This window comes from Paracoccus sp. pheM1, from assembly GCF_018499825.1.
GTDB classification, from domain to species: domain Bacteria; phylum Pseudomonadota; class Alphaproteobacteria; order Rhodobacterales; family Rhodobacteraceae; genus Paracoccus; species Paracoccus versutus.
Map to the genome: position 1 here is coordinate 297,009 of NZ_JAGXCX010000001.1, position 19,444 is coordinate 316,452.

Genomic DNA, 19,444 nt, shown 5'->3' on the forward strand with positions numbered 1-19,444 from the left:
ATGCAGCTTCTCCACCACGCCCAGCTTGTCACGATGGACGAAGAATCAGGTGGTTACGGCCTGATCGAGCAGGGGGCGCTGGTGATTGAGGCCGGGCGAATCGCTTGGATCGGCGCCGAATCGGATCTGCCCGCGCATTATGCCGATGCGACGCGGCATGACCTGGGCGGGCGGCTGGTGACGCCGGGGCTGATCGACTGCCACACCCATATCGTCTTTGGCGGCGACCGCGCCCGCGAGTTCGAGATGCGGCTGGAAGGCGCCTCGTATGAGGAAATCGCCCGCGCCGGCGGCGGCATCCTGTCGAGCGTCCGCGCCACCCGCGAGGCGGATGAAGAGGCGCTGCTGGCATCCGCCCTGCCGCGCGTCGATACGCTGCTGGCCGAGGGCGTGACCACGCTGGAGATCAAGTCGGGCTACGGGCTGGACGTGGACAGCGAGCTGAAGATGCTGCGCGTCGCCCGCCGCATCGGGCAGGCGCGCCCGGTGACGGTCCGCACGACCTGGCTGGCCGCCCATGCCCTGCCGCCGGAATACAAGGACGACCGCGCGGGCTATGTCCGCGATGTGGTGGTCGCCGGGATGCGGCGCGGCCATGCCGAGGGGCTGATCGACGCGGTGGACGGGTTCTGCGAAGGCATCGCGTTCACGCGCGAGGAAATGGCCGGCATCTTCGACCATGCGGCCGGGCTGGGCCTGCCGGTCAAGCTGCATGCTGAGCAGCTTTCCGACCTGGGCGGCGCGGCCATGGCGGCGCGGCACGGGGCGCTGTCGGCGGATCACCTGGAATATCTGGGCCAGGACGGGATCGAGGCCATGGCGGCCGCGGGCACCGTGGCGGTGCTGCTGCCCGGCGCCTTCTATACGCTGCGCGAGACGCAATATCCGCCGATGGACGCCCTGCGCGAGGCCGGCGTGCCGATCGCGCTGGCCACGGATTGCAATCCCGGCACCTCGCCGCTGACCTCGCTTCTGCTGACCATGAACATGGGCGCGACGCTGTTTCGCATGACCCCGGCCGAATGCCTGGCCGGCGTCACGCGCCACGCCGCCCGCGCGCTGGGCCTGGCGGATCGCGGCCGGCTGGCACCCGGCATGCGCGCCGACCTGGCGGTCTGGGACATCCGCCACCCGGCCGAGCTGACCTATCGCATCGGTTTCAACCCCCTTCATGCCCGCATCGTCGGAGGCGAATTTGTCTGAACTGATCCTTACCCCCGGTGAAACCACCCTGGCCGAGCTTGAGCAGGTCTGGCGCAAGGGGCTGGCCGTGCGCCTGGCCGACAGCGCCCGTCCCGGCATCGCCGAATCCGCCGCCCGCATCGCCGCCGCCGCCAATGGCGAGGCGCCGGTCTATGGCGTGAACACCGGCTTCGGCAAGCTCGCCTCGATCAAGATCGCGGCGCGGGATACCGCCACGCTGCAACGCAATCTGATCCTGTCGCATTGCTGCGGCGTGGGCGAGTCGGTCGAGCCGGAAACCGTGCGGCTGATCATGGTGCTGAAGCTTCTGTCGCTGGGCCGCGGTGCCTCGGGCGTGCGTCCCGAGGTGATCGCGCTCATCGAGGACATGCTGGCGCGCGGCGTGTTGCCGGTGATCCCGGCGCAGGGATCGGTCGGCGCCTCGGGTGACCTGGCGCCCTTGGCGCATATGGCCGCCGCCATGCTGGGCGAGGGCCGGGCGGTTTATGAGGGCCGCGAGATGCCCTCGGCCGAGGCGCTGGCGGCCGCGGGGCTTTCGCCCGTGGTGCTGGCCGCCAAGGAGGGGCTGGCGCTGATCAACGGCACCCAGGTCTCGACCGCCTTCGCCTTGGCGGGGCTTTTCGAGGCTTTCGCCAGTGCCCGCGCGGCGCTGGTCACGTCTTCGCTTTCGACCGATGCCATCATGGGCTCGACCGCGCCCTTCCTGGACGAGATCCACACCCTGCGCGGCCATCGCGGCCAGATCGCCGCCGCCCGCGCCATCCGGGCGCTGATGGAGGGGTCCGAGATCCGCGAGAGCCACCGGATCGGCGATACCCGCGTCCAGGATCCCTATTGCATCCGCTGCCAGCCGCAAGTGACGGGGGCCTGCATCGACCTGCTGTGGCAGGCCGCGCGCACGCTGGAGATCGAATCGAACGCCGCGACCGACAACCCGCTGGTGCTGGTCGGGGCCGACCGCATCGTCTCGGGCGGGAATTTCCATGCCGAGCCGGTGGCCTTCGCCGCCGACCAGATCGCGCTGGCCATCGCCGAGATCGGCGCCATTTCCCAGCGCCGCATCGCGCTGATGGTCGATCCGGCGCTGAGCCATGACCTGCCGCCCTTCCTGACCCCCGATCCGGGGCTGAACTCGGGGCTGATGATCGCGGAAGTGACCAGCGCGGCGCTGATGAGCGAGAACAAGCACCTGGCGACGCCGTGCAGCACCGATTCGACGCCGACCTCGGCCAACCAGGAGGATCACGTCTCCATGGCCGCGCATGGCGCGCGGCGGCTGAAGCGGATGAACGCGAACCTGGCGCAGATCCTGGGCATCGAGGCGCTTTGCGCCAGCGCGGGCGTCGAGTTCCGCGCGCCGCTGGCGACCTCGGCCCCGTTGCAGGCGGTGATCGCCGCGCTGCGCCAGACGGTGCCGGCGCTGGAACAGGACCGCTACCTTGCCCCCGACCTGGCCGAATCCGCCCGGCTGGTGCGCGAGGGCGTGCTGGTCGGCGCCGTCCCCGCCAGCCTGCTGGACGAGGTGCGGCCGTGAACCCCGTCGAAGTCGCGCAGGGCGACAGCCCGGTCATCCTGGGCCTGCCGCATACCGGAACCTGGCTGCCCGACGACATCCGCGCCCGGCTGAACCCGCGCGGGCAGGTGCTGGCCGATACCGACTGGCATATTCATCGGCTCTATGACGGGCTTCTGCCCGGCGCGACCACGGTGCGCGCGACCTTCCACCGCTATGTCATCGACGCCAATCGCGGGCCGGACGACGCGAGCCTCTATCCCGGCCAGAACACCACCGGACTGGTGCCGCTGACCGATTTCGACGGCGAGCCGATCTGGGAAACCGAACCCGCGGCCGAGGACATCGCCGAGCGCAAGGCGCGTTTCCACGCCCCCTATCACGCGGCGCTGGCCGCCGAGATCGAACGGGTGCGGGCGCGTCACGGGGTGGCGATCCTTTACGACTGCCACTCGATCCGCTCGGTGATCCCGTTCCTGTTCGACGGCGTGCTGCCGGATTTCAACATCGGCACCAACGGCGGGCGCTCCTGCGCGCCGGCCATCGAGGCCGCCACGCAGGAGGTCGCAGCCGCGACGGGCCGGACCCATGTTCTGAACGGGCGCTTCAAGGGCGGCTGGACGACGCGGCATTACGGCCAGCCCGGACAGGGCGTCCACGCGATCCAGATGGAACTGGCGCAGGCGACGCATCTGGAGACCGAGGCCCCGCCCTTTGCCTATGACGAGGCCAAGGCCGAAACCCTGCGCGCGACGCTGAAGGCGATCCTGGAGCGCCTTGCCGCGCTGGCGCCGGAGTTGCGGGCATGAAGCCGCTGCAAGGCATCAGGGTGCTGGATCTGTCCCGCGTGCTGGCGGGGCCCTATTGCACCGCGCTTCTGGCCGACCTGGGGGCCGAGGTCATCAAGCTGGAGCCTCCCGCCGGCGACGACTACCGCCATATCGGCCCGTTCAAGGACGGCGAAAGCGCGCTTTTCACGCTGAACAACCGCGGCAAGCAGAGCCTGGTCCTGGACCTGAAGGATCCCGCCGACCTGGCGCTGGCCAAGGCCATCGCCGCGCGCGTCGACGTGGTGGTGGAGAACTTCCGCCCCGGCGTCGCCGCCCGGCTGGGCCTGGGGGCCGAGGCGCTGCGGGCGGAAAATCCGCGGCTGGTCTATTGCTCGATCTCGGGCTTCGGCCAGCAGGGGCCGTTCCGCGACCTGCCGGCCTATGACCTGGTGGTGCAGGCCATGTCCGGGCTGATGGCCGGCACCGGCGAGGAAGGCGGCGCGCCGCTGAAGACCGGCGAAAGCATGGCCGACCTGATCGCCGGCCTGTTCGGCAGCTGGGCGGTCATGGCGGCGCTGGTCAACCGCAACGCCACCGGGCAGGGCGCCACGCTGGACGTGGCCATGTATGACGCGCTGTTTTCCATGCTGACCACCAGCCATGCGCTGCATCTCTATGCCGGCCAGTTGCCGCAGCGGGTGGGCAACCGCCATCCCCTGTCCACCCCCTTCGGCTGCTTTGCGACGCAGGACGGGCAGGTGGTGATCGCGGTGCTGAACCCGCGCCAGTTCGCCGCGCTCGCCACGCTGATCGGCGCGCCCGAGGCCGCCGGCGACCCGCGCTTTGCCAGCGACGAAAGCCGCACCGCGCATGAGCCGGACCTCAAGCGCCTGATCGAGAGCTGGTCGCGCCGGCTGACCACCGAGGAAGCCGTCGCCGCGCTGGCCGGCGCCGGGCTGCCTGCCGCGCCGATCTGGGACATCGCCCAGGCGGCGGGCAACGAGCATGCGCTGACGCGCGGGCTGGTCAGCCGCCTGCCGCATCCGGTGCTGGGGCTGGCGCCGACCGTCGGCCAGCCGGTGCGCTTCGATGCAGAGAAACCCGTGGCCGAGACCTCGGCCCCGCGCCTTGGCGGCGACCGCGCCGCCATCCTGCGCGCATTCGGATTGGAGGAGACCGCATGAGCGACGACTGGCGCATGCTGGCCGAGGAGGAACGGCTGTTCTGCGACGTGCTGGAGCGTATCTGCGCCGAGCGGATCGCGCCCAAGGCGGCGGAAACCGACGAGACCTCGGCTTTCGTCCACGACCAGCTTGCCGTGCTGGGCGAGGCCGGGATGATGGGCGCGAACCTGCCCGAGGAACATGGCGGCAGCGGCATTTCGGCCCCGGCGCTTTTGCGCGCGGTCGCCATCGTGGCGGGGGCCTGCGGCTCGACCGCCTCGGCGCTCACGGCGCATTACCTGGCGACCGATTCGATCCTGCTGGGCGGGACCGAGGCGCAGAAACAGGAATGGCTGCCGAAAGCCGCGGCGGGCGAGGCGCTGGGGGCCTTCGCCCTGACCGAGCCCACCGCCGGTTCCGACCCCGCCGACATGAAGACCCGCGCCCGCCGGACCGAGAGCGGCTGGCACCTGAAGGGCACGAAATGCTTCATCTCGAACGGCGGCGTGGCGGATTTCATCGTCGTCTATGCCGTGACCGATCCCGAGAAGGCGCATAGGGGCATCTCGGCCTTCATCCTGCCCAAGGGCACGCCGGGGCTGGAGCCGGGCGCGGCCGAGCGCACGATGGGGCTGAAGGGCGGGCATGTGTTCACCCTGAACCTCGACTGCCACCTGCCCGAGGGCGCGCTCTTGGGCGAAGAGGGCAGGGGCTTCCGCACCGCCATGCAGGTCCTGGACAACGGCCGCATCGAGGTCGCCGCGCAATGCCTGGGGCTGGCGAAAGCGGCGATGGACGCCGCCATCGCCTATGCCAAGGACCGCGTGATCGGCGGTGAGCGGCTTTCCGACCGGCAGGGTATCCGCTGGATGATCGCCGACATGGGCTTGGCCTATCGCCAAGCTCTGCTCTTGTCGCAGGACGCCGCGCGGCAGCGCCAGCACGCCCATGACCACGGCGGGCGCTTCTCGCTGGCCTCCAGCATGGCCAAGCTTGCCGCCAGCGAGGCGGCGGGCCGGATCGCCGACACCGCGCTGCAGCTGCATGGCGGCTATGGCTACACTCGCGACTTCCCCATCGAGAGGATCGCCCGTGACCTGCGCATCATGCGCATCTACGAGGGCTCCTCGGAAATCCAACGCATCATCATTTCCGGCAACATGCTGGCCTGAACGGAGAGAGACATGGACAATCCCCGTCACAACACCCGCGACATCTTCCCGCCCACCGGAACCGAGATCACCGCGAAAAGCTGGCTGACCGAGGCGCCGATGCGGATGCTGATGAACAACCTGCATCCCGACGTGGCCGAGAACCCGCATGAGCTGGTGGTCTATGGCGGCATCGGCCGCGCCGCCCGCACCTGGAAGGATTTCGACCTGATCGTCGACGCGCTGCGCAAGCTGGAAACCGACGAGACCCTGCTGGTGCAGTCCGGCAAGCCCGTGGGCGTGTTCAAGACCCACAAGGACGCGCCCCGCGTGCTGATCGCCAACTCGAACCTTGTTCCCCATTGGGCGAACTGGGACCATTTCAACGAGCTGGATAAGAAGGGCCTGGCCATGTATGGCCAGATGACCGCAGGTTCCTGGATCTATATCGGGTCGCAAGGCATCGTGCAGGGCACCTACGAGACCTTCGTCGAGGCCGGGCGCCAGCATTACGGCGGCAACCTCAAGGGCAAGTGGATCCTGACCGCCGGGCTTGGCGGCATGGGCGGCGCCCAGCCGCTGGCCGCCGTCATGGCCGGGGCCTGCTGCCTGGCCGTCGAATGCGACGAGACCCGCGCCGATTTCCGCCTGCGCACCCGCTATGTCGACGAAAAGACCCATTCGCTCGATGAAGCGCTGGAGATGATCGACCGCTGGACCAAGGCCGGCGAGGCGAAATCCGTGGCGCTGATCGGCAATGCCGCCGATGTGTTCCCGGAACTGGTCAAGCGCGGCGTGCGTCCCGACATCGTGACCGACCAGACCAGCGCCCATGACCCGGTGCATGGCTACCTGCCGCTGGGCTGGACCGTGGCCGAATGGCGCGCGCGCCAGGAAACCGACCCCAAGGCCGTCGAACGTGCCGCCCGCGCATCCATGCGCAAGCAGGTCGAGGCGATGGTGGCCTTCCACGACCAGGGCATCCCGACCGTCGATTACGGCAACAACATCCGGCAGATGGCGCTGGAAGAGGGTTTCGAGCGCGCCTTCGCCTTCCCCGGCTTCGTGCCGGCCTATATCCGGCCGCTGTTCTGCAAGGGCATCGGCCCGTTCCGCTGGGCGGCGCTGTCGGGCGACCCCGAGGACATCTACAAGACCGACCAGAAGGTCAAGGAACTGGTGGACGACCCGCATCTGCACAACTGGCTGGACATGGCGCGCGAGCGCATCAGCTTCCAGGGCCTGCCGGCGCGGATCTGCTGGGTCGGCCTCGGCATCCGCCACAAGCTGGGCCTGGCCTTCAACGAGATGGTCCGCAACGGCGAGCTGAAGGCGCCCATCGTCATCGGCCGCGACCATCTCGACTCGGGCTCGGTCGCCTCGCCCAACCGCGAGACCGAGGCGATGCAGGACGGCTCGGACGCGGTTTCCGACTGGCCGCTGCTGAATGCGCTGCTGAACACCGCCTCGGGGGCGACCTGGGTGTCGCTGCACCATGGCGGCGGCGTGGGCATGGGCTTTTCGCAGCATTCCGGCATGGTGATCTGCTGCGACGGGACCGAGGACGCCGATGCGCGCCTGGCCCGCGTGCTGTGGAACGACCCGGCCACCGGCGTCATGCGTCATGCCGACGCTGGCTATCAGATCGCGCTGGACTGCGCGCGGGAGCACGGGTTGAATCTGCCCGCCATTCTCTGATCCATAGGCGCGGCGCCGCAACGCACCGGGCCGCGCCCCCTACCGTCCAACAAGGAGACAGACATGACCTTCCACACCAGCCTCAAGGCCGCGCTCTTCGGGCTTTCCGCGCTTGCGCTCGGCTCGGCGGCCTCGGCCGACCAGCTTGACGACATCAAGGCGGCGGGCAAGATCGTCACCGCGACCGACATGCACTATGCCCCCTTCGACATGCTGAACAACGGCACCTACGAGGGGATGACCAAGGACCTGTTCGACGAGGTCAGCAAGGAAATCGGCGTCGAGCCGGTCTATCAGGACATCCCCTGGACCGCCGAGCTGCCGGGCCTCGAGGTCGGCAAGTTCGACATCGTGATCGCGCCGGTCACGATCACCCCCGAGCGGCTGGAGCGCTATACCTTCACCCTGCCGATCGCCGATGCCACCGTCTCGCTGGTCCGCGCCGCCTCGAACACCGAGCTGGCCAAGCCCGAGGACATCAAGGGCAAGACCGTCGGCGTCCAGCAGGGGACCGCGCAGTTCCGCCAGCTGCAGGCCTATGGCGAAAGCCTGGGCGGCGTGAACGTCAAGGAATACGGCACCACGGACGAAGCCTATGCCGACCTGGCCGCGGGCCGTCTGGACGCGGTGGCGGGTTCGCTGCCGAACCTGACCTATCTGGTGAAGAACCGCCCCGAGACCTTCGCGCTGTTCGAGCCGGCCCAGTTCGGCCAGCCCACCTATTTCGCCTGGGTGCTGCGCAAGGAGGAAGGCAGCGAAAGCTTTGCCAAGGCCATCAACGACGCGCTGCTGAAGATGACCGATGACGGCCGCGTCAAGGCGATCCAGGAGAAATGGCTGGGCAGCTATACCGAACTGCCCCGCGAAGTCCCCGCGAACTAAGTCGCTGGCGAGCGGGGCCTGGTCCCGCCCGTTCCCCCAAGGGCCAAGGCGAGGCGCGCATGTTTTCGATCCCGGTCTTTCTTCAAAGTTTCGAGCCGCTGTTCTGGGCGGCCCGCTATACGCTGCTGATCTCGGGGCTCGGCATCGCGCTGGGGCTGGTGATCGGCACGCTGGTCTGCGCTGCGCGGCTGTCGCCCTATCCGGTCCTGCGCGGCCTCGGCGGGATCTGGGTCAGCTTCCTGCGCGGGGTGCCGCTGCTGGTGCAGCTGCTGGTGTTCTACTACACGCTGCCGGTGATCGGCATCGACGTGCCGGCGATCTTCGCGGCGGTCGTTACCGTGGGCATCTGCGCCAGCGCCTATATCTCGGAGATCTGGCGCGGCGCCATCGCGGCGCTGCCCAGGGGCCAGGCCGAGGCCGCCGTGGCCATCGGCATGACCCCGCGCGACGTCTGGATGCGGGTGATCCTGCCGCAGGCCTTCACCCTGTCGCTGCCGGCGCTGGTCAACGAGCTGATCCTGCTGGTCAAGGCCAGCTCGCTGGTCTCGGTCGTCGGCATCCTGGAACTGACCCGCGCCAGCCAGGCGCAGGCCGCGACCACCTTCCGCCCGCTGGAGGTCTATATCGCCGCCGCCTGCATCTACCTGGCGATCAACCTGTGCCTTGCGGCGCTGGGACGTTACCTTGAACACAGGACGGCCGTCTGATGGAATGGAGCATCCTTGAACAATACGGCCCCGCCCTGCTGAGGGGCTTCGGCGTCACCGTGCTGTGCTGGATCCTGGGCACCATCTTCGGCATGGCGCTGGGTCTGGTGATCGCGCTGATGCAGCGCTACGGGCCGCGCTGGCTGGGCTGGATCATCCAGGCCTATATCGAGGTGATCCGCGGCACGCCCTTTCTGGTGCAGCTGTTCGTGCTGTATTACGGCGGGCCGCTGGTCGGGCTGCGGCTGGACGCGCTGCCGGCGGGGCTTCTGGGCCTGACCATCTATGGCAGCCCCTATTTCGCCGAAATCTTCCGCTCGGGCTTTCGCGCCGTGCCGCATGGCCAGATCGAGGCCGCCCGCGCCATCGGCATGGCCGAGCCGACCATCGTGCGCCGCGTCCTGCTGCCGCTGGGCCTGGTCTCGGCGCTGCCGGCGCTGGTCAATTTCTCGATCATCCTGACCAAGGAGACGGTGATCCTGTCCATCATCACCGTGCCAGAGCTGATGTACCAGGTCAGCCGCATGTCCACCGAGACCTTCCGCTATCTCGAGGCGAACCTGGTGCTGGCGCTGTTCTTCTGGGCGCTGGTCGAGACCATCTCGCGCGTCGGCCGCCGGTTCGAGGCGCGCATCACCAAACACCTGATCGAAAGGACCTGAGCCGATGCAGGCTTCTGCCGTCGATATTCGCAAGGTCAACAAGTATTACGGCCCCTTCCATGCGCTGAAGGACGTGGACCTGGCGATCCCGCCTGGCAAGGTGACCTGCCTGATCGGGCCCTCGGGCTCGGGCAAGTCCACGCTGCTGCGCTGCATCAACTTCCTCGAGGAATACGATTCGGGCGAGATCCGCATCGACGGGCAGTTGATCGGCTACGAGGCGCCGGGGCGAAAGATGTCGGGGCGCAAGCTGCGCGAGATGCGGCGCTCGATCGGCATGGTGTTCCAGCAGTTCAACCTGTGGCCGCACATGACGGCGCTGGGCAACGTGGCCGAGGGGCTGGTCCGGGTGCGCGGCCTGTCGAAAGCCGAGGCCCAGGCCCGCGCCGCCGAGGCGCTGGCCAAGGTCGGGCTGGCCGACAAGATGGGCAACCACCCCGCGCGCCTGTCGGGCGGCCAGCAGCAGCGCGTCGCCATCGCCCGCGCCATTGCCATGGAGCCGCGGCTGATGCTTTTCGACGAGCCGACCTCGGCGCTCGACCCCGAACTGGTGGGCGAGGTGCTGAACGTGATGAAGACGCTGGCCGGCGAGGGCATGACCATGGTGGTGGTCACGCATGAGATGGGCTTTGCCGCCCATGTCGCCGACCAGGTCGCCTTCATGGAAAAGGGCGAGCTTGTCGGCGTGGACAGCCCCGGCCGCATCCTGCACCACCCCGAGGATCCGCGCATCCAGGGCTTCCTGCGCACCTATCACGAACGCAACAGCTTCTGAGCGGGAGGGGGGCTTTGCCCCCACGCCGGGCCGGCCCCTCGACGGGGCCGGCCCGGCGTTCCCCCAGGATATTTGCACACGAAAGAAGCGCGCGGGCCGGGGCTTGCGGCCGGGCGGCTGCGGTTTATCTGAGACGGGTAGCAGCAAGGATGCCCCTCATGCCCCAACCCAAGCTTTTCGAGCCGATCGCCATCGGTGGCCGGACCCTTGCCAACCGGATCGTCGTCGCGCCCATGTGCATGTATTCGGCCGAGGACGGGCGGATGACCGACTGGCACCTGATCCACCTGGGCGCGCTGTCGCATTCCGGCGCGGCCATCCTGACCATCGAGGCCACCGCCGTCCTGCCCGAGGGCCGCATCTCTTATGCCGACGTCGGCCTGTGGGACGATGCGACCGAGGCGGCGATGGACCGGGTGCTGAAGGGCGTGCGCGCCTGGTCGGACATGCCCATCGCCATCCAGCTGGCCCATGCCGGGCGCAAGGCCTCGACCGCGAAGCCCTGGGAGGGCGGGGCGCAGATCGCGCCGGATGCGCCGCATGGCTGGCAGACCGTCTCGGCCTCGGACCTGGCCTTTGCCGAGGGCGAGAACCCGCCGCTGGCGCTGGACCGCGCCGGGCTGGCGCGGGTGCGCGACGCCTTTGCCCAGGCCGCGCGCCGCGCCGTGCGCCTGGGGATCGACGCGATCCAGATCCATGCCGCGCATGGCTATCTGCTGCACCAGTTCCTGTCGCCGCTGTCGAACCGGCGCGAGGACGACTATGGCGGCAGCCTGGAAAACCGCATGCGCTTTCCGCTGGAGGTCTTCGAGGCGGTGCGGGACGCGGTGCCGGCGGGCTATCCGGTCACGGTCCGCATCTCGGGCACCGATTGGGTCGAGGGCGGCTGGGACATCCAGGGCAGCATCGCCTTTTCCCAGGCGCTCGCGGCGCGGGGCTGCGCGGCGATCCATGTCAGCAGCGGCGGGCTGGACCGGCGCCAGCAGATCCCCGTCGGTCCCGGCTACCAGGTGCCCCTGGCGCGGGCGGTCAGGCAGGCGGTCGGCATCCCGGTCATCGCCGTCGGCCTGATCACCGAGCCCGAGCAGGCCGAGGCCATCGTCGCCACCGGCGATGCCGACATGGTCGCGCTGGCCCGCACGGTGCTTTACGATCCGCGCTGGCCCTGGCATGCGGCGGCCAGGCTGGGCGCCAGCGTCTCGGCGCCGCCGCAGTTCTGGCGCAGCCAGCCCTCGGGGCTGCGGGATCTGTTCCGCAAATAGCCGGCCCGCGCCGGGCGCCGGCATGGCGGCGGGGGCTCAGACCGCCTTCGCCTCTTGCCGGTGCGGGTCGTGGAGGTCGAAGATCATCAGCCCGTCCTCGGGCACCTGCCGCTGGGTCCAGCGCGGATCGGCAAGCGAGCGTTCCGCGTCCTGCAGCCCGTCTCGCCAATGGTCCAGCATAGACAGGCGCGAAAATTCGTAGTCCTTGGACGCGCTTTCGTAATCGGCATGGCGATAGATCAGGTGCATCAGGCTGACCGGATGGGCCGGGCCGGATTCGATCAGCATGGCCAGGTCCGGGTCGTCGCGGAACGGGGCCGGCAGCCGCGCGTGCAGCCGCCGCGCCGCGCTGGCCAGCGCATGGCGGATGCGGAATTCGTCGGTGTTCAGCCGGGTGCGGCTGGAAAAGCGGATCTCGCGTTCGCGCTGCTCGACCTGGGCCATGGTGCGGGGCAGGATGTCGCGCGACGGGTAGAGGTCCACCTGGTAGATGCACAGCGGCCGGTCGCAGGGCTTGGCCAGCACGAATTGCAGCGGCGAGTTCGAGACCAGCCCGCCGTCCCAGTAGTGCCGCCCCTCGATCTCGACCGCGGGAAAGCCCGGCGGCAGCGCGCCCGAGGCCATGACGTGATCGACGGTGATCCGCGTCTCGCGGCTGTCGAAACAGGTGAAGTTGCCGGTCTCGACATCCACCGCGCCGACGGACAGGCGCGGGCCCTGGGCGTTGAGATAGTCGAAATCCACCAAGGCCAGCAGCGTATCGCGCAGGGGCGAGGTGTCATACCAGCTGGTCTGCCGCATCAGGCCGGGCAGGAAGGAGAACAGGTCCGGGATGCGCGGGCGGAAAAAGCCGGGCGCGCCCAGCATGGTGGACATGGTGGCGCGGCTTTCGTTGCAGACGGCCCGCATCTGTTCGTGCAGCGGCCCGCCCTCGAAGCACGAGCCCAGCAGCCAGGGCGCGCCCGTCACCTCTTCCCAGAAGCGGCGCAGCGCCTCCAGCCGCTGGCCGGGGCGGTTGCCGGCGATCAGCGCCGCGTTGATCGATCCGATCGAGATGCCCGCCAGCCATTCCGGTTCCTGCCCGGCGCGGCAAAGTGCCTCATATGCGCCGGCCTGGAACGCCCCCAGCGCGCCGCCGCCCTGGAGGACGAAGACGATCTTCTCGGTAACTTCCCCGGTTCTGTCCTTCATCTGCCCCCTCGAATCCTGTGGTTCGGTCCCGTCGCGCCATGGCCGGGGATGGAAAATTTCCATAATGCCGCGGGAAACGAAAGAAAAAAACGCAAAAAATCGCGTAAAAAAGCGCGAGTGACGTTGCGTCCTGCGCAATTTCCGCCTGGGTGATTGTCACGGCCGCGCCAGCCGATATATTGGGGCATGACACAGCCGGAGCCAGCCGCCGACAAGCGCATGATCGACGACCCTTCCGACAGGCGCGGCCTGCTGCGCCCCGCTGCTTCCCGGCATCCCCCTGACCCGAGCGAGCCCCTTTGATGTGGATCGAAGTCCTTGTCGTCCTTGTCCTGACCCTGCTCAACGGGCTTCTGGCCATGTCTGAACTGGCCATCGTCTCGGCCCGGCCGGCGCGGCTGAAAGTCCTGGCCGAACGCGGCGACCGGGCCGCCGCCACCGCGCTGGCGCTGGGGGAGGAGCCGGGGCGGTTCCTGTCCTCGGTCCAGATCGGCATCACGCTGGTCGGCATCCTGTCGGGCGCCTTTTCCGGCGCGACGCTGGGCGCGCGGCTGGCGGCGGCGCTGCCGGGCTGGGGGGTGCCGCCCTCGCTGGCGCAGCCCTTGGGCATGGGCGGCGTGGTCGTGGCCATCACCTACCTGTCGCTGATCGTGGGCGAACTGGTGCCCAAGCAGCTGGCGCTGAAGGCGCCCGAGCGCGTCGCCGTGCGGATGGCGCCCCTGATGCTGGCCATCTCGCGCGGGGCGGCGCCGTTGGTCTGGCTGCTGGACCGTTCGGGCAAGCTGGTCCTGGCCGCGCTGGGGCAATCGGGCGAGGACCGGCAGACCATCAGCGACGAAGAGATCAAGCTGGTGATCTCGGAGGCCGAGACCGCGGGCGTCATGCACCGCGCCGAGACCGAGATGATCGCCGGCGTCATGCGCATCGCCGACCGCAGCGCGCGCGGGCTGATGACGCCCCGGCGCGAGATCGAGGCGGTGGATGTCGGCGACAGCTGGGAAGAGATGGCGCGCAAGTTCCGCGACGGCCGCCGCACCCGCCTGCCGGTCAGCGACGGCGACCCGAACAACCTGATCGGCGTGATCGCCAGCGTGGACCTGATGTCGCAAAGCCGCGCCGAGGCGGTGGACCTGCGCCAGGTGATGCAGCCCGCCCCGATCATCCCCGAGACCATGGACGCGCCCGAGGTCATCGCGCGCCTGCGTGCCGCGCCGGGGCAGATGCTGCTGGTCTATGACGAATACGGCCATTTCGAGGGCGTGGTGACGCCGATGGACGTGCTGGAGGCGATCACCGGCGAGTTCGCCGGCCTCGACGACGACGAGCCGAAGCTGGTCGAGCGCGACGACGGCAGCCTGCTGGTCGCAGGCTGGATGCCGGTCGACGAATTCGCCGACCGGCTTTCGGTCTCGCTGGACGAGGATCGCGACTATTCCACCGTCGCCGGGCTGGTGCTGGACCTGGCCGGCCGGTTGCCGCAGGCGGGCGACCGCGTGGATTGGCAGGGCTGGCGCATCGAGGTGGTGGACATGGACCATCGCCGCATCGACAAGCTGCTGGTCCAGCGCCTGCCGGGCTGATCCGCAGGGCCGCGCCGGCGGGCGGGAAAGAACGCTTGTGATTTCCCGCGGGTTTGATAACGCTTGGTTATGAACTTCACCCTGCGCCAGATCACCTATTTCCTTGCCGTCGCCCGGCTGGGCCATTTCGGCCGCGCCGCCGAGACGGTGCATGTCTCGCAGCCGGGCCTGTCCAGCCAGATCGCCCAGCTCGAGGCGCGGCTGGGCGGGGCGCTGTTCGAACGCGGCGCCGGCGCGGGGCCGGTGCGGCTGACCGCGCTGGGCGAGCGGCTGTTGCCGGTGGCGCAGGAGCTGATGGATACCGCCAAGCGGCTGGAGGCGCTGGCGCGGGCGGGGCGGCTGCCCTTGTCGGGGCGGCTGCGGCTGGCGATCATTCCCACGGTCGCCCCCTATCTGATCCCGCACCTGGTGCCGGCGTTGCGTGCCAGCCATCCGATGCTGAACCTGGAATTGCACGAGATCGCGACCGACGAGGTGGTCTCGGGCGTGCTGAGCCACCGTTTCGATGCCGGGATCATGGCCCTGCCGGTCAACGAGCCGGGGATCGAGGCCGAGACGGTCTTGCGCGACGCCTTCCTGGTCGCGTTGTCGGGCAGCGACACCACGCTGCTGTCCGGCCCGGCCCGGCCCGAAAGCATCGAGGCGGACCGCCTGCTGCTGCTGGCCGACGGCCATTGCCTGCGCGACCAGGCGCTGGAGGTCTGCGGGCTGCGCAGCCCGCGGCGCAAGCTGAACCTGGAAGCGGCCTCGATGACGACGCTGATGCGGATGGTGGCCAGCGGCATGGGCATGACGCTGATCCCGCGGCTGGCCCTGGCGGACGAGAACCGCGACGGCCGGCTGCGCATCGTGCCCTTTACCGAGCCGGCGCCCTCGCGCGATCTGGCCGTGGTCTGGCGCCGCAATGCCGAGGCCGGGGCGGATGCGCGGGCCCTGGCCCAGGTGGTGCGCGATCTGGCCCCGGTGCTGGGGGTCGAGCCGATCCCCTGCCCGGTGCCGGATCCGGCACCCGATGCGCCGGCCCGCAAAAGGATCAGCGCAGCACGATCTTGACCGGCAGCACCAGCGCGGTGGTCTTGCCCGAGGGCGGCGCCGGCAGGCGCGGCATGCGCGAGGCCTGGCGGTTCAGCGCAGAATCGATCCTGGCATCCCCGGTCGAGCTTGCCAGCGACGCCCCGGCCACGCGGCCGCTGGGATCGACGCTGAAGCGCACGGTCACGGTCATGGTGTCGCCGCGCCCGTTGAAGCGGGTGCGCTGCATGTGGCGCGCCACCGCGGCCTGCACCTTGGACTGCCAGCTGGCCACCTGCCGCGGGCTGGGCGTGCCGGCCTGCGCCTGGGGTGCGGCGGTGCGGTCGGATTGCGGCGCCCGGACCCTGGTGGTGGCCTGGCGGGCCGGCTGCTCTTCCGGGGCCTTTTCCTTTTTCTCGCGCTTCTTGGGCTCGGGCTGCTTTTCGACGACCTTCCGCTCGGGCTCCGGCTCGGGGTCGGGACGCTCGGGCGGGCGTTCGGATTTCTGCAGCACCACCGCATCGGGCGGCGGCGGGAACAGCGAGTTCATGTCCGCCAGCGGTTCCAGTTCCTGAAGCGGCGGCATGGCGAGTTCCGGTTCGGGCTCGGGTTCCGGTTCGGGCTCGGGTTCCGGTTCGGCCTCGGTCATTTCCGGGGTCTCGGCCTCGTCCGGCGGGGCGGCCGCCTCGGGCATCGGTGCCAGCTCGACATAGACCGGGTCGGGCAGGCCGGGGGGCGCGGCGGCTTCGGCGCGTTGCAGGATCCACAGAGCGCCGCCCATATGCGCGGCCAGGGCCACCGCTGCGGCGGTGCCCCATAGCGCGCTGTCGCGCAGGGCCGGGGAAGGCTTCCAACTCATGGCGTGGGGGCTCCTCCGCTTGACGGGGTCGAGGCGGTTTGCTGGGCCGGCGCTGCGGCGGGTGCTGCCGCGGGCGCATCAAGCTCGGCATCGGCGGGCTGGGCGGCGGGCGCCACCCCCCCGCCGGTGGTTTCAAGCCCGACCAGGGCGATCTTGAGATAGCCGGTTTCGCGCAGGGTGTTCATGACGCCCATCAGGTCGCCATAGGACACCTCCCTGTCGGCGCGCAGGAAGATGCGCTCCTCGCGGTTGTTCTGGGTCGCGGCGGCCAGCGCCGTGGCCAGCCCGCCGGCCGGCACGTCCTCGTTGCCCAGGGCAAGCGTCAGGTCGGGCTTGACGGTGATATAGACCGGCTGGTCGGGGCGCTGCGCCGGGGTCGCGTTCGAGACCGGCAGGTCCACGTTCACATCCACCGTCGCCAGCGGCGCCGCCACCATGAAGATGATCAGCAGCACCAGCATCACGTCGATGAAGGGCGTGACGTTGATCTCGTGGTTCTCGACCAGATCGTCGCCTTGGGTTTCGCGGATGCCGCCGGCCATGGCTCAGACCTCCGTGCGCGAGACGGTGCCGCGGAAGTCGAGGTCGCGGCTGACCAGGCGCTTGACCCCGGCCGCGGCATTGGCGAGCCGCAGGCGGTAGCCGGTGATGGCGCGGGCAAAGACATTGTAGATCACCACGGCCGGGATGGCCGCGACCAGGCCGATGGCGGTGGCCAGCAGCGCCTCGGCGATGCCCGGCGCCACGACGGCAAGGTTGGTGGTCTGCGCCTGCGAGATGCCGATGAAGCTGTTCATGATGCCCCAGACGGTGCCGAACAGGCCGACGAAGGGCGCGGTCGAGCCGATGGTGGCCAGAACGCCGGTGCCCCGGCTCATGCGGCGGCCGGCGATGGCCTCGATCCGGTCCAGATGCGAATCGACGCGCTCCTTGACGCCCGCGTCGCCGGCCTGGTCCAGCGCCGGGGCCGAGCGGTCGTATTCGGCGGCCGCGGCGCGGATCATGCGCGAGACCGGGTCGCGGCGGTTGCCGGCCGAAGCCAGCGCCGAGGGCAGGTTCGCCGCCGCTTCGACCCGGCGGATGCCGGATTGGGCGCGCTGCATGGCCCCCAGCAGTTCCAGCACCTTGGCGACCAGCACCGTCCAGGTCACGACCGAGGCGAAGGCCAGGCCGATCATCACCGCCTTCACCACCCAGTCGGCGGCAACGAACATGCCCATCGGCGACAGGTCGTGCGGCAGGTTCGGGTCGCGTTCCGGCGGGTTCAGCATCGGCGACAGCGCGTCCTGCACCGCCTGCGGCAGGATGCTGGAGCCGGCGGGCTCGGCCGCTTCGGGCGCGGTGGGGGCGGGGGCTTCCGGTGCCGCCGGGGTTTCCGATGCCGCCGGGGCCTGGGCGGTGGCGGGCGCGGTTTCGGGCGCCGCCGCGGGCGTATCGGCGGCGGGGGCCGGTGTGGTTGTTTCCTGCGCGGTCGTTACCGGCGCGGTGGTTTCCTGCGGGGCGGCTTCCGGTGCGGTTGCCGCGGGTGCGGGGGTTTCGGGCGGGGTCGTCTCGGCCGCCGGGGCGGGGGTCGTGCTTGCCGCTTCGGGTGCTGCCGTGCCGGGGGCCGCCGCTTCCGGCGTCGCGGGCTGCGGGACTTGGGGCTGCGGGGCCGCGGTTTCGCCGGCGGGGGCGGCCGGCTGGGTCTGGACCTCGGGCGCCGGGCTGGTCTGGCCGCCCGTGGCGGCTTCCTGCGCCGCGATCGGCGTGGCAAGCAGCAGGCAGGTCAAAGCAACGGCGGTCCCCGCGCTACGGCGCGGCAGTGACTTCTGGGTCATGGCGATCCTTATAGTTCCGGCATTCGATCCGTCCGCATCTTGCTGGGCGCGGCACATGCAAACTGGCATGCCGCCGACCCTCTGGCCGCGGTTTGGGCTTCGTATCGATCACCAAGGTAAAATTGTCAACTATTCCGCGGACGGGCTGCCGCGCTTTATGCCGACCAATAGGCGGCCAGGTGGCTTTGCGCCCTGTCGTGGCCCAGCGTTTCCAGCAGCAGGGCGCGAAGCGCGGCAATCTCGGATTTTTCCGCTGCCGCCCACAGATAGCTGCCGGGCAAGGGCGGCTCGTCGCGCAGCAGGGCGCAAAGCGCCGCGGTTCCGCCGGGCAGGTGGCATATGCGGAAGCCCGCGGGCCGGGGCAGCGGATAGCCGGGCCGGGCGCCGAGCAGGAAGACCTGGCCCCGCGCGCTGCCGGCGCGCGATTCGAGGATGCGGGCCATGGCGGGCCAGGCGGTCTCGTCCCCGGCAAGCATCAGCTGCGCGGCTTGCGGGATGCCGCCGCCGCTGGGGCCAAGCAGGCCGATGCGCGCGCCCGGCCGGGCACTCTGTGCCCAATGCGCCGCCCGCCCGCCGGGATGGTCGAAAACGTCCAGCTCCAGCCAGCCGGCATCGGCGTCGATGCGGCGCACGGTATAGACCGGGCGGTGCAGCGCCTTGTCGCCCCTGGGCCAGAGGATCTGGCCGTTGGCGCCGAGACGCGGCCATTCCGGCGCGTCGTCGCCGGGCTGCGGCAGGACCAGCCGGAAATGCAGCGAATCCTCGGTCGCAAGCCGGTGCAGGTCGGGCGCGGCCAGCCGCACGCGCAGGAAATCCGGGCAGAGCGGCTGGACCCCGACGACCTCGGCCAGGCTGAAATTGCCGGGCGGCTTGCCGGCATCGGCGGCCGAGGGCCAGCGCAGCGCTGCCGCCGCCGCCGGCAGGTGCTGGCCAAGATGTTCGGAAATCGCCTGCTGCATCGCGCCCAGCCATTCGGCGCGATGGGCGCGGGCAAAGACCAGCACGCCGTCGCCGCGCCGCTTGGCGCCGAACTCGCCCATCTCGACCTGGCACCAGATCGAGCGGCCATGGCCGGTATGCAGCTCCAGCCCGTGTTCCTGGGCCTCGTCGCGGATCAGCCGCTCGATCGGGGCGAAATCCTGGCCGGGCAGCAGGACCTCGGACTGGAACTCGGGCAGGGGGGTGATGCGCATCTGTCGC

18 protein-coding genes are annotated in these 19,444 nt (G+C 69.9%); 13 read left to right on the plus strand and 5 right to left on the minus strand.

Features of this window, described 5'->3' with window-relative positions:
• The 11 genes from hutI (at nt 1) to KF941_RS01620 (ending at nt 11,786) form a co-directional block, all read left to right on the plus strand.
• Nucleotides 1–1,203 (plus strand): imidazolonepropionase, encoded by a 1,203-nt coding sequence (hutI, locus tag KF941_RS01570; RefSeq protein ID WP_214272396.1) that lies wholly within the window; start codon nt 1–3, stop codon nt 1,201–1,203.
• Nucleotides 1,172–2,737, plus strand: coding sequence for a histidine ammonia-lyase (gene hutH / locus KF941_RS01575; protein ID WP_214272397.1), 1,566 nt, complete (start codon nt 1,172–1,174; stop codon nt 2,735–2,737). The genes hutI and hutH overlap by 32 nt, the downstream gene beginning before the upstream one ends.
• Entirely contained in the window at nt 2,734–3,525 is a 792-nt protein-coding gene (gene hutG / locus KF941_RS01580; protein WP_036752206.1) for an N-formylglutamate deformylase, read from the plus strand. The genes hutH and hutG overlap by 4 nt, the downstream gene beginning before the upstream one ends.
• Nucleotides 3,522–4,670, plus strand: coding sequence for a CoA transferase (locus KF941_RS01585; protein ID WP_214272398.1), 1,149 nt, complete (start codon nt 3,522–3,524; stop codon nt 4,668–4,670). The genes hutG and KF941_RS01585 overlap by 4 nt, the downstream gene beginning before the upstream one ends.
• On the plus strand, nt 4,667–5,821 hold the full coding sequence (locus KF941_RS01590) for an acyl-CoA dehydrogenase family protein (protein WP_214272399.1): 1,155 nt from the start codon (nt 4,667–4,669) through the stop codon (nt 5,819–5,821). Before KF941_RS01585 ends, KF941_RS01590 begins: the two co-directional genes overlap by 4 nt.
• Nucleotides 5,822–5,833: 12 nt before the next feature.
• A complete protein-coding gene (hutU, locus tag KF941_RS01595) occupies nt 5,834–7,498 on the plus strand; it encodes a urocanate hydratase (RefSeq protein ID WP_036752197.1) in 1,665 nt (554 codons plus the stop codon).
• 63 nt (nt 7,499–7,561) lie between these two features.
• Entirely contained in the window at nt 7,562–8,380 is an 819-nt protein-coding gene (locus KF941_RS01600; RefSeq protein WP_036752194.1) for a transporter substrate-binding domain-containing protein, read from the plus strand.
• Between the two features lie 59 nt (nt 8,381–8,439).
• Entirely contained in the window at nt 8,440–9,087 is a 648-nt protein-coding gene (locus tag KF941_RS01605; RefSeq protein ID WP_072461605.1) for an amino acid ABC transporter permease, read from the plus strand.
• Complete coding sequence (locus KF941_RS01610) at nt 9,087–9,749, plus strand: amino acid ABC transporter permease (RefSeq protein ID WP_036752188.1); 663 nt, start codon at nt 9,087–9,089, stop codon at nt 9,747–9,749. Before KF941_RS01605 ends, KF941_RS01610 begins: the two co-directional genes overlap by 1 nt.
• 4 nt (nt 9,750–9,753) lie before the next feature.
• Nucleotides 9,754–10,524 carry an amino acid ABC transporter ATP-binding protein gene (locus tag KF941_RS01615; protein ID WP_036752185.1) on the plus strand — a complete coding sequence of 257 codons (771 nt, stop codon included), beginning with the start codon at nt 9,754–9,756 and terminating at the stop codon, nt 10,522–10,524.
• Nucleotides 10,525–10,682: 158 nt separating this feature from the next.
• The gene (locus tag KF941_RS01620; protein ID WP_214272400.1) at nt 10,683–11,786 is read left to right on the plus strand and encodes an NADH:flavin oxidoreductase/NADH oxidase; all 1,104 of its coding nucleotides are present in this window, start codon (nt 10,683–10,685) and stop codon (nt 11,784–11,786) included.
• A gap of 36 nt (nt 11,787–11,822) precedes the next feature.
• Here the strand turns inward: KF941_RS01620 and KF941_RS01625 are convergent, their stop codons facing one another.
• On the minus strand, nt 11,823–12,977 hold the full coding sequence (locus KF941_RS01625; RefSeq protein WP_116222124.1) for a patatin-like phospholipase family protein: 1,155 nt from the start codon (nt 12,975–12,977) through the stop codon (nt 11,823–11,825).
• Nucleotides 12,978–13,279: 302 nt separating this feature from the next.
• Here KF941_RS01625 and KF941_RS01630 point away from each other — a divergent pair, with 302 nt between their 5' ends.
• Together KF941_RS01630 and KF941_RS01635 are read left to right on the plus strand one after the other, a co-directional pair.
• Complete coding sequence (locus tag KF941_RS01630; protein ID WP_036752176.1) at nt 13,280–14,557, plus strand: hemolysin family protein; 1,278 nt, start codon at nt 13,280–13,282, stop codon at nt 14,555–14,557.
• A 69-nt stretch (nt 14,558–14,626) separates the two neighbouring features.
• Complete coding sequence (locus KF941_RS01635) at nt 14,627–15,610, plus strand: hydrogen peroxide-inducible genes activator (RefSeq protein WP_214272401.1); 984 nt, start codon at nt 14,627–14,629, stop codon at nt 15,608–15,610.
• Here the strand turns inward: KF941_RS01635 and KF941_RS01640 are convergent.
• The 4 genes from KF941_RS01640 to KF941_RS01655 all read right to left on the minus strand — a co-directional run bounded on the left by KF941_RS01640 (nt 15,591) and on the right by KF941_RS01655 (nt 19,437).
• The gene (locus tag KF941_RS01640; protein ID WP_036752170.1) at nt 15,591–16,427 is read right to left on the minus strand and encodes an energy transducer TonB; all 837 of its coding nucleotides are present in this window, start codon (nt 16,425–16,427) and stop codon (nt 15,591–15,593) included. The genes KF941_RS01635 and KF941_RS01640 overlap by 20 nt on opposite strands.
• Nucleotides 16,424–16,969, minus strand: coding sequence for a TonB system transport protein ExbD (gene exbD, locus KF941_RS01645; protein ID WP_036752167.1), 546 nt, complete (start codon nt 16,967–16,969; stop codon nt 16,424–16,426). The genes KF941_RS01640 and exbD overlap by 4 nt, the downstream gene beginning before the upstream one ends.
• Nucleotides 16,970–16,972: 3 nt before the next feature.
• On the minus strand, nt 16,973–18,244 hold the full coding sequence (exbB, locus tag KF941_RS01650) for a tonB-system energizer ExbB (RefSeq protein ID WP_214272402.1): 1,272 nt from the start codon (nt 18,242–18,244) through the stop codon (nt 16,973–16,975).
• A gap of 155 nt (nt 18,245–18,399) precedes the next feature.
• Complete coding sequence (locus KF941_RS01655) at nt 18,400–19,437, minus strand: siderophore-interacting protein (protein WP_214272403.1); 1,038 nt, start codon at nt 19,435–19,437, stop codon at nt 18,400–18,402.
• Nucleotides 19,438–19,444 lie beyond the last annotated feature (7 nt).

Bases quoted from the DNA above. Each gene is read 5' to 3' on its own strand.
- KF941_RS01605 (WP_072461605.1), top strand. From the start codon at position 8,440: ATGTTTTCGATCCCGGTCTTTCTTCAAAGTTTCGAGCCGCTGTTCTGG.
- KF941_RS01625 (WP_116222124.1), bottom strand. From the start codon at position 12,977: ATGAAGGACAGAACCGGGGAAGTTACCGAGAAGATCGTCTTCGTCCTC.
- KF941_RS01600 (WP_036752194.1), top strand. From the start codon at position 7,562: ATGACCTTCCACACCAGCCTCAAGGCCGCGCTCTTCGGGCTTTCCGCG.
- hutU (WP_036752197.1), top strand. From the start codon at position 5,834: ATGGACAATCCCCGTCACAACACCCGCGACATCTTCCCGCCCACCGGA.
- KF941_RS01610 (WP_036752188.1), top strand. From the start codon at position 9,087: ATGGAATGGAGCATCCTTGAACAATACGGCCCCGCCCTGCTGAGGGGC.
- exbD (WP_036752167.1), bottom strand. From the start codon at position 16,969: ATGGCCGGCGGCATCCGCGAAACCCAAGGCGACGATCTGGTCGAGAAC.
- KF941_RS01615 (WP_036752185.1), top strand. From the start codon at position 9,754: ATGCAGGCTTCTGCCGTCGATATTCGCAAGGTCAACAAGTATTACGGC.
- KF941_RS01635 (WP_214272401.1), top strand. From the start codon at position 14,627: ATGAACTTCACCCTGCGCCAGATCACCTATTTCCTTGCCGTCGCCCGG.
- KF941_RS01585 (WP_214272398.1), top strand. From the start codon at position 3,522: ATGAAGCCGCTGCAAGGCATCAGGGTGCTGGATCTGTCCCGCGTGCTG.
- exbB (WP_214272402.1), bottom strand. From the start codon at position 18,244: ATGACCCAGAAGTCACTGCCGCGCCGTAGCGCGGGGACCGCCGTTGCT.
- KF941_RS01640 (WP_036752170.1), bottom strand. From the start codon at position 16,427: ATGAGTTGGAAGCCTTCCCCGGCCCTGCGCGACAGCGCGCTATGGGGC.
- hutH (WP_214272397.1), top strand. From the start codon at position 1,172: ATGCCCGCATCGTCGGAGGCGAATTTGTCTGAACTGATCCTTACCCCC.
- KF941_RS01620 (WP_214272400.1), top strand. From the start codon at position 10,683: ATGCCCCAACCCAAGCTTTTCGAGCCGATCGCCATCGGTGGCCGGACC.
- KF941_RS01590 (WP_214272399.1), top strand. From the start codon at position 4,667: ATGAGCGACGACTGGCGCATGCTGGCCGAGGAGGAACGGCTGTTCTGC.
- KF941_RS01655 (WP_214272403.1), bottom strand. From the start codon at position 19,437: ATGCGCATCACCCCCCTGCCCGAGTTCCAGTCCGAGGTCCTGCTGCCC.
- KF941_RS01630 (WP_036752176.1), top strand. From the start codon at position 13,280: ATGTGGATCGAAGTCCTTGTCGTCCTTGTCCTGACCCTGCTCAACGGG.
- hutI (WP_214272396.1), top strand. From the start codon at position 1: ATGCAGCTTCTCCACCACGCCCAGCTTGTCACGATGGACGAAGAATCA.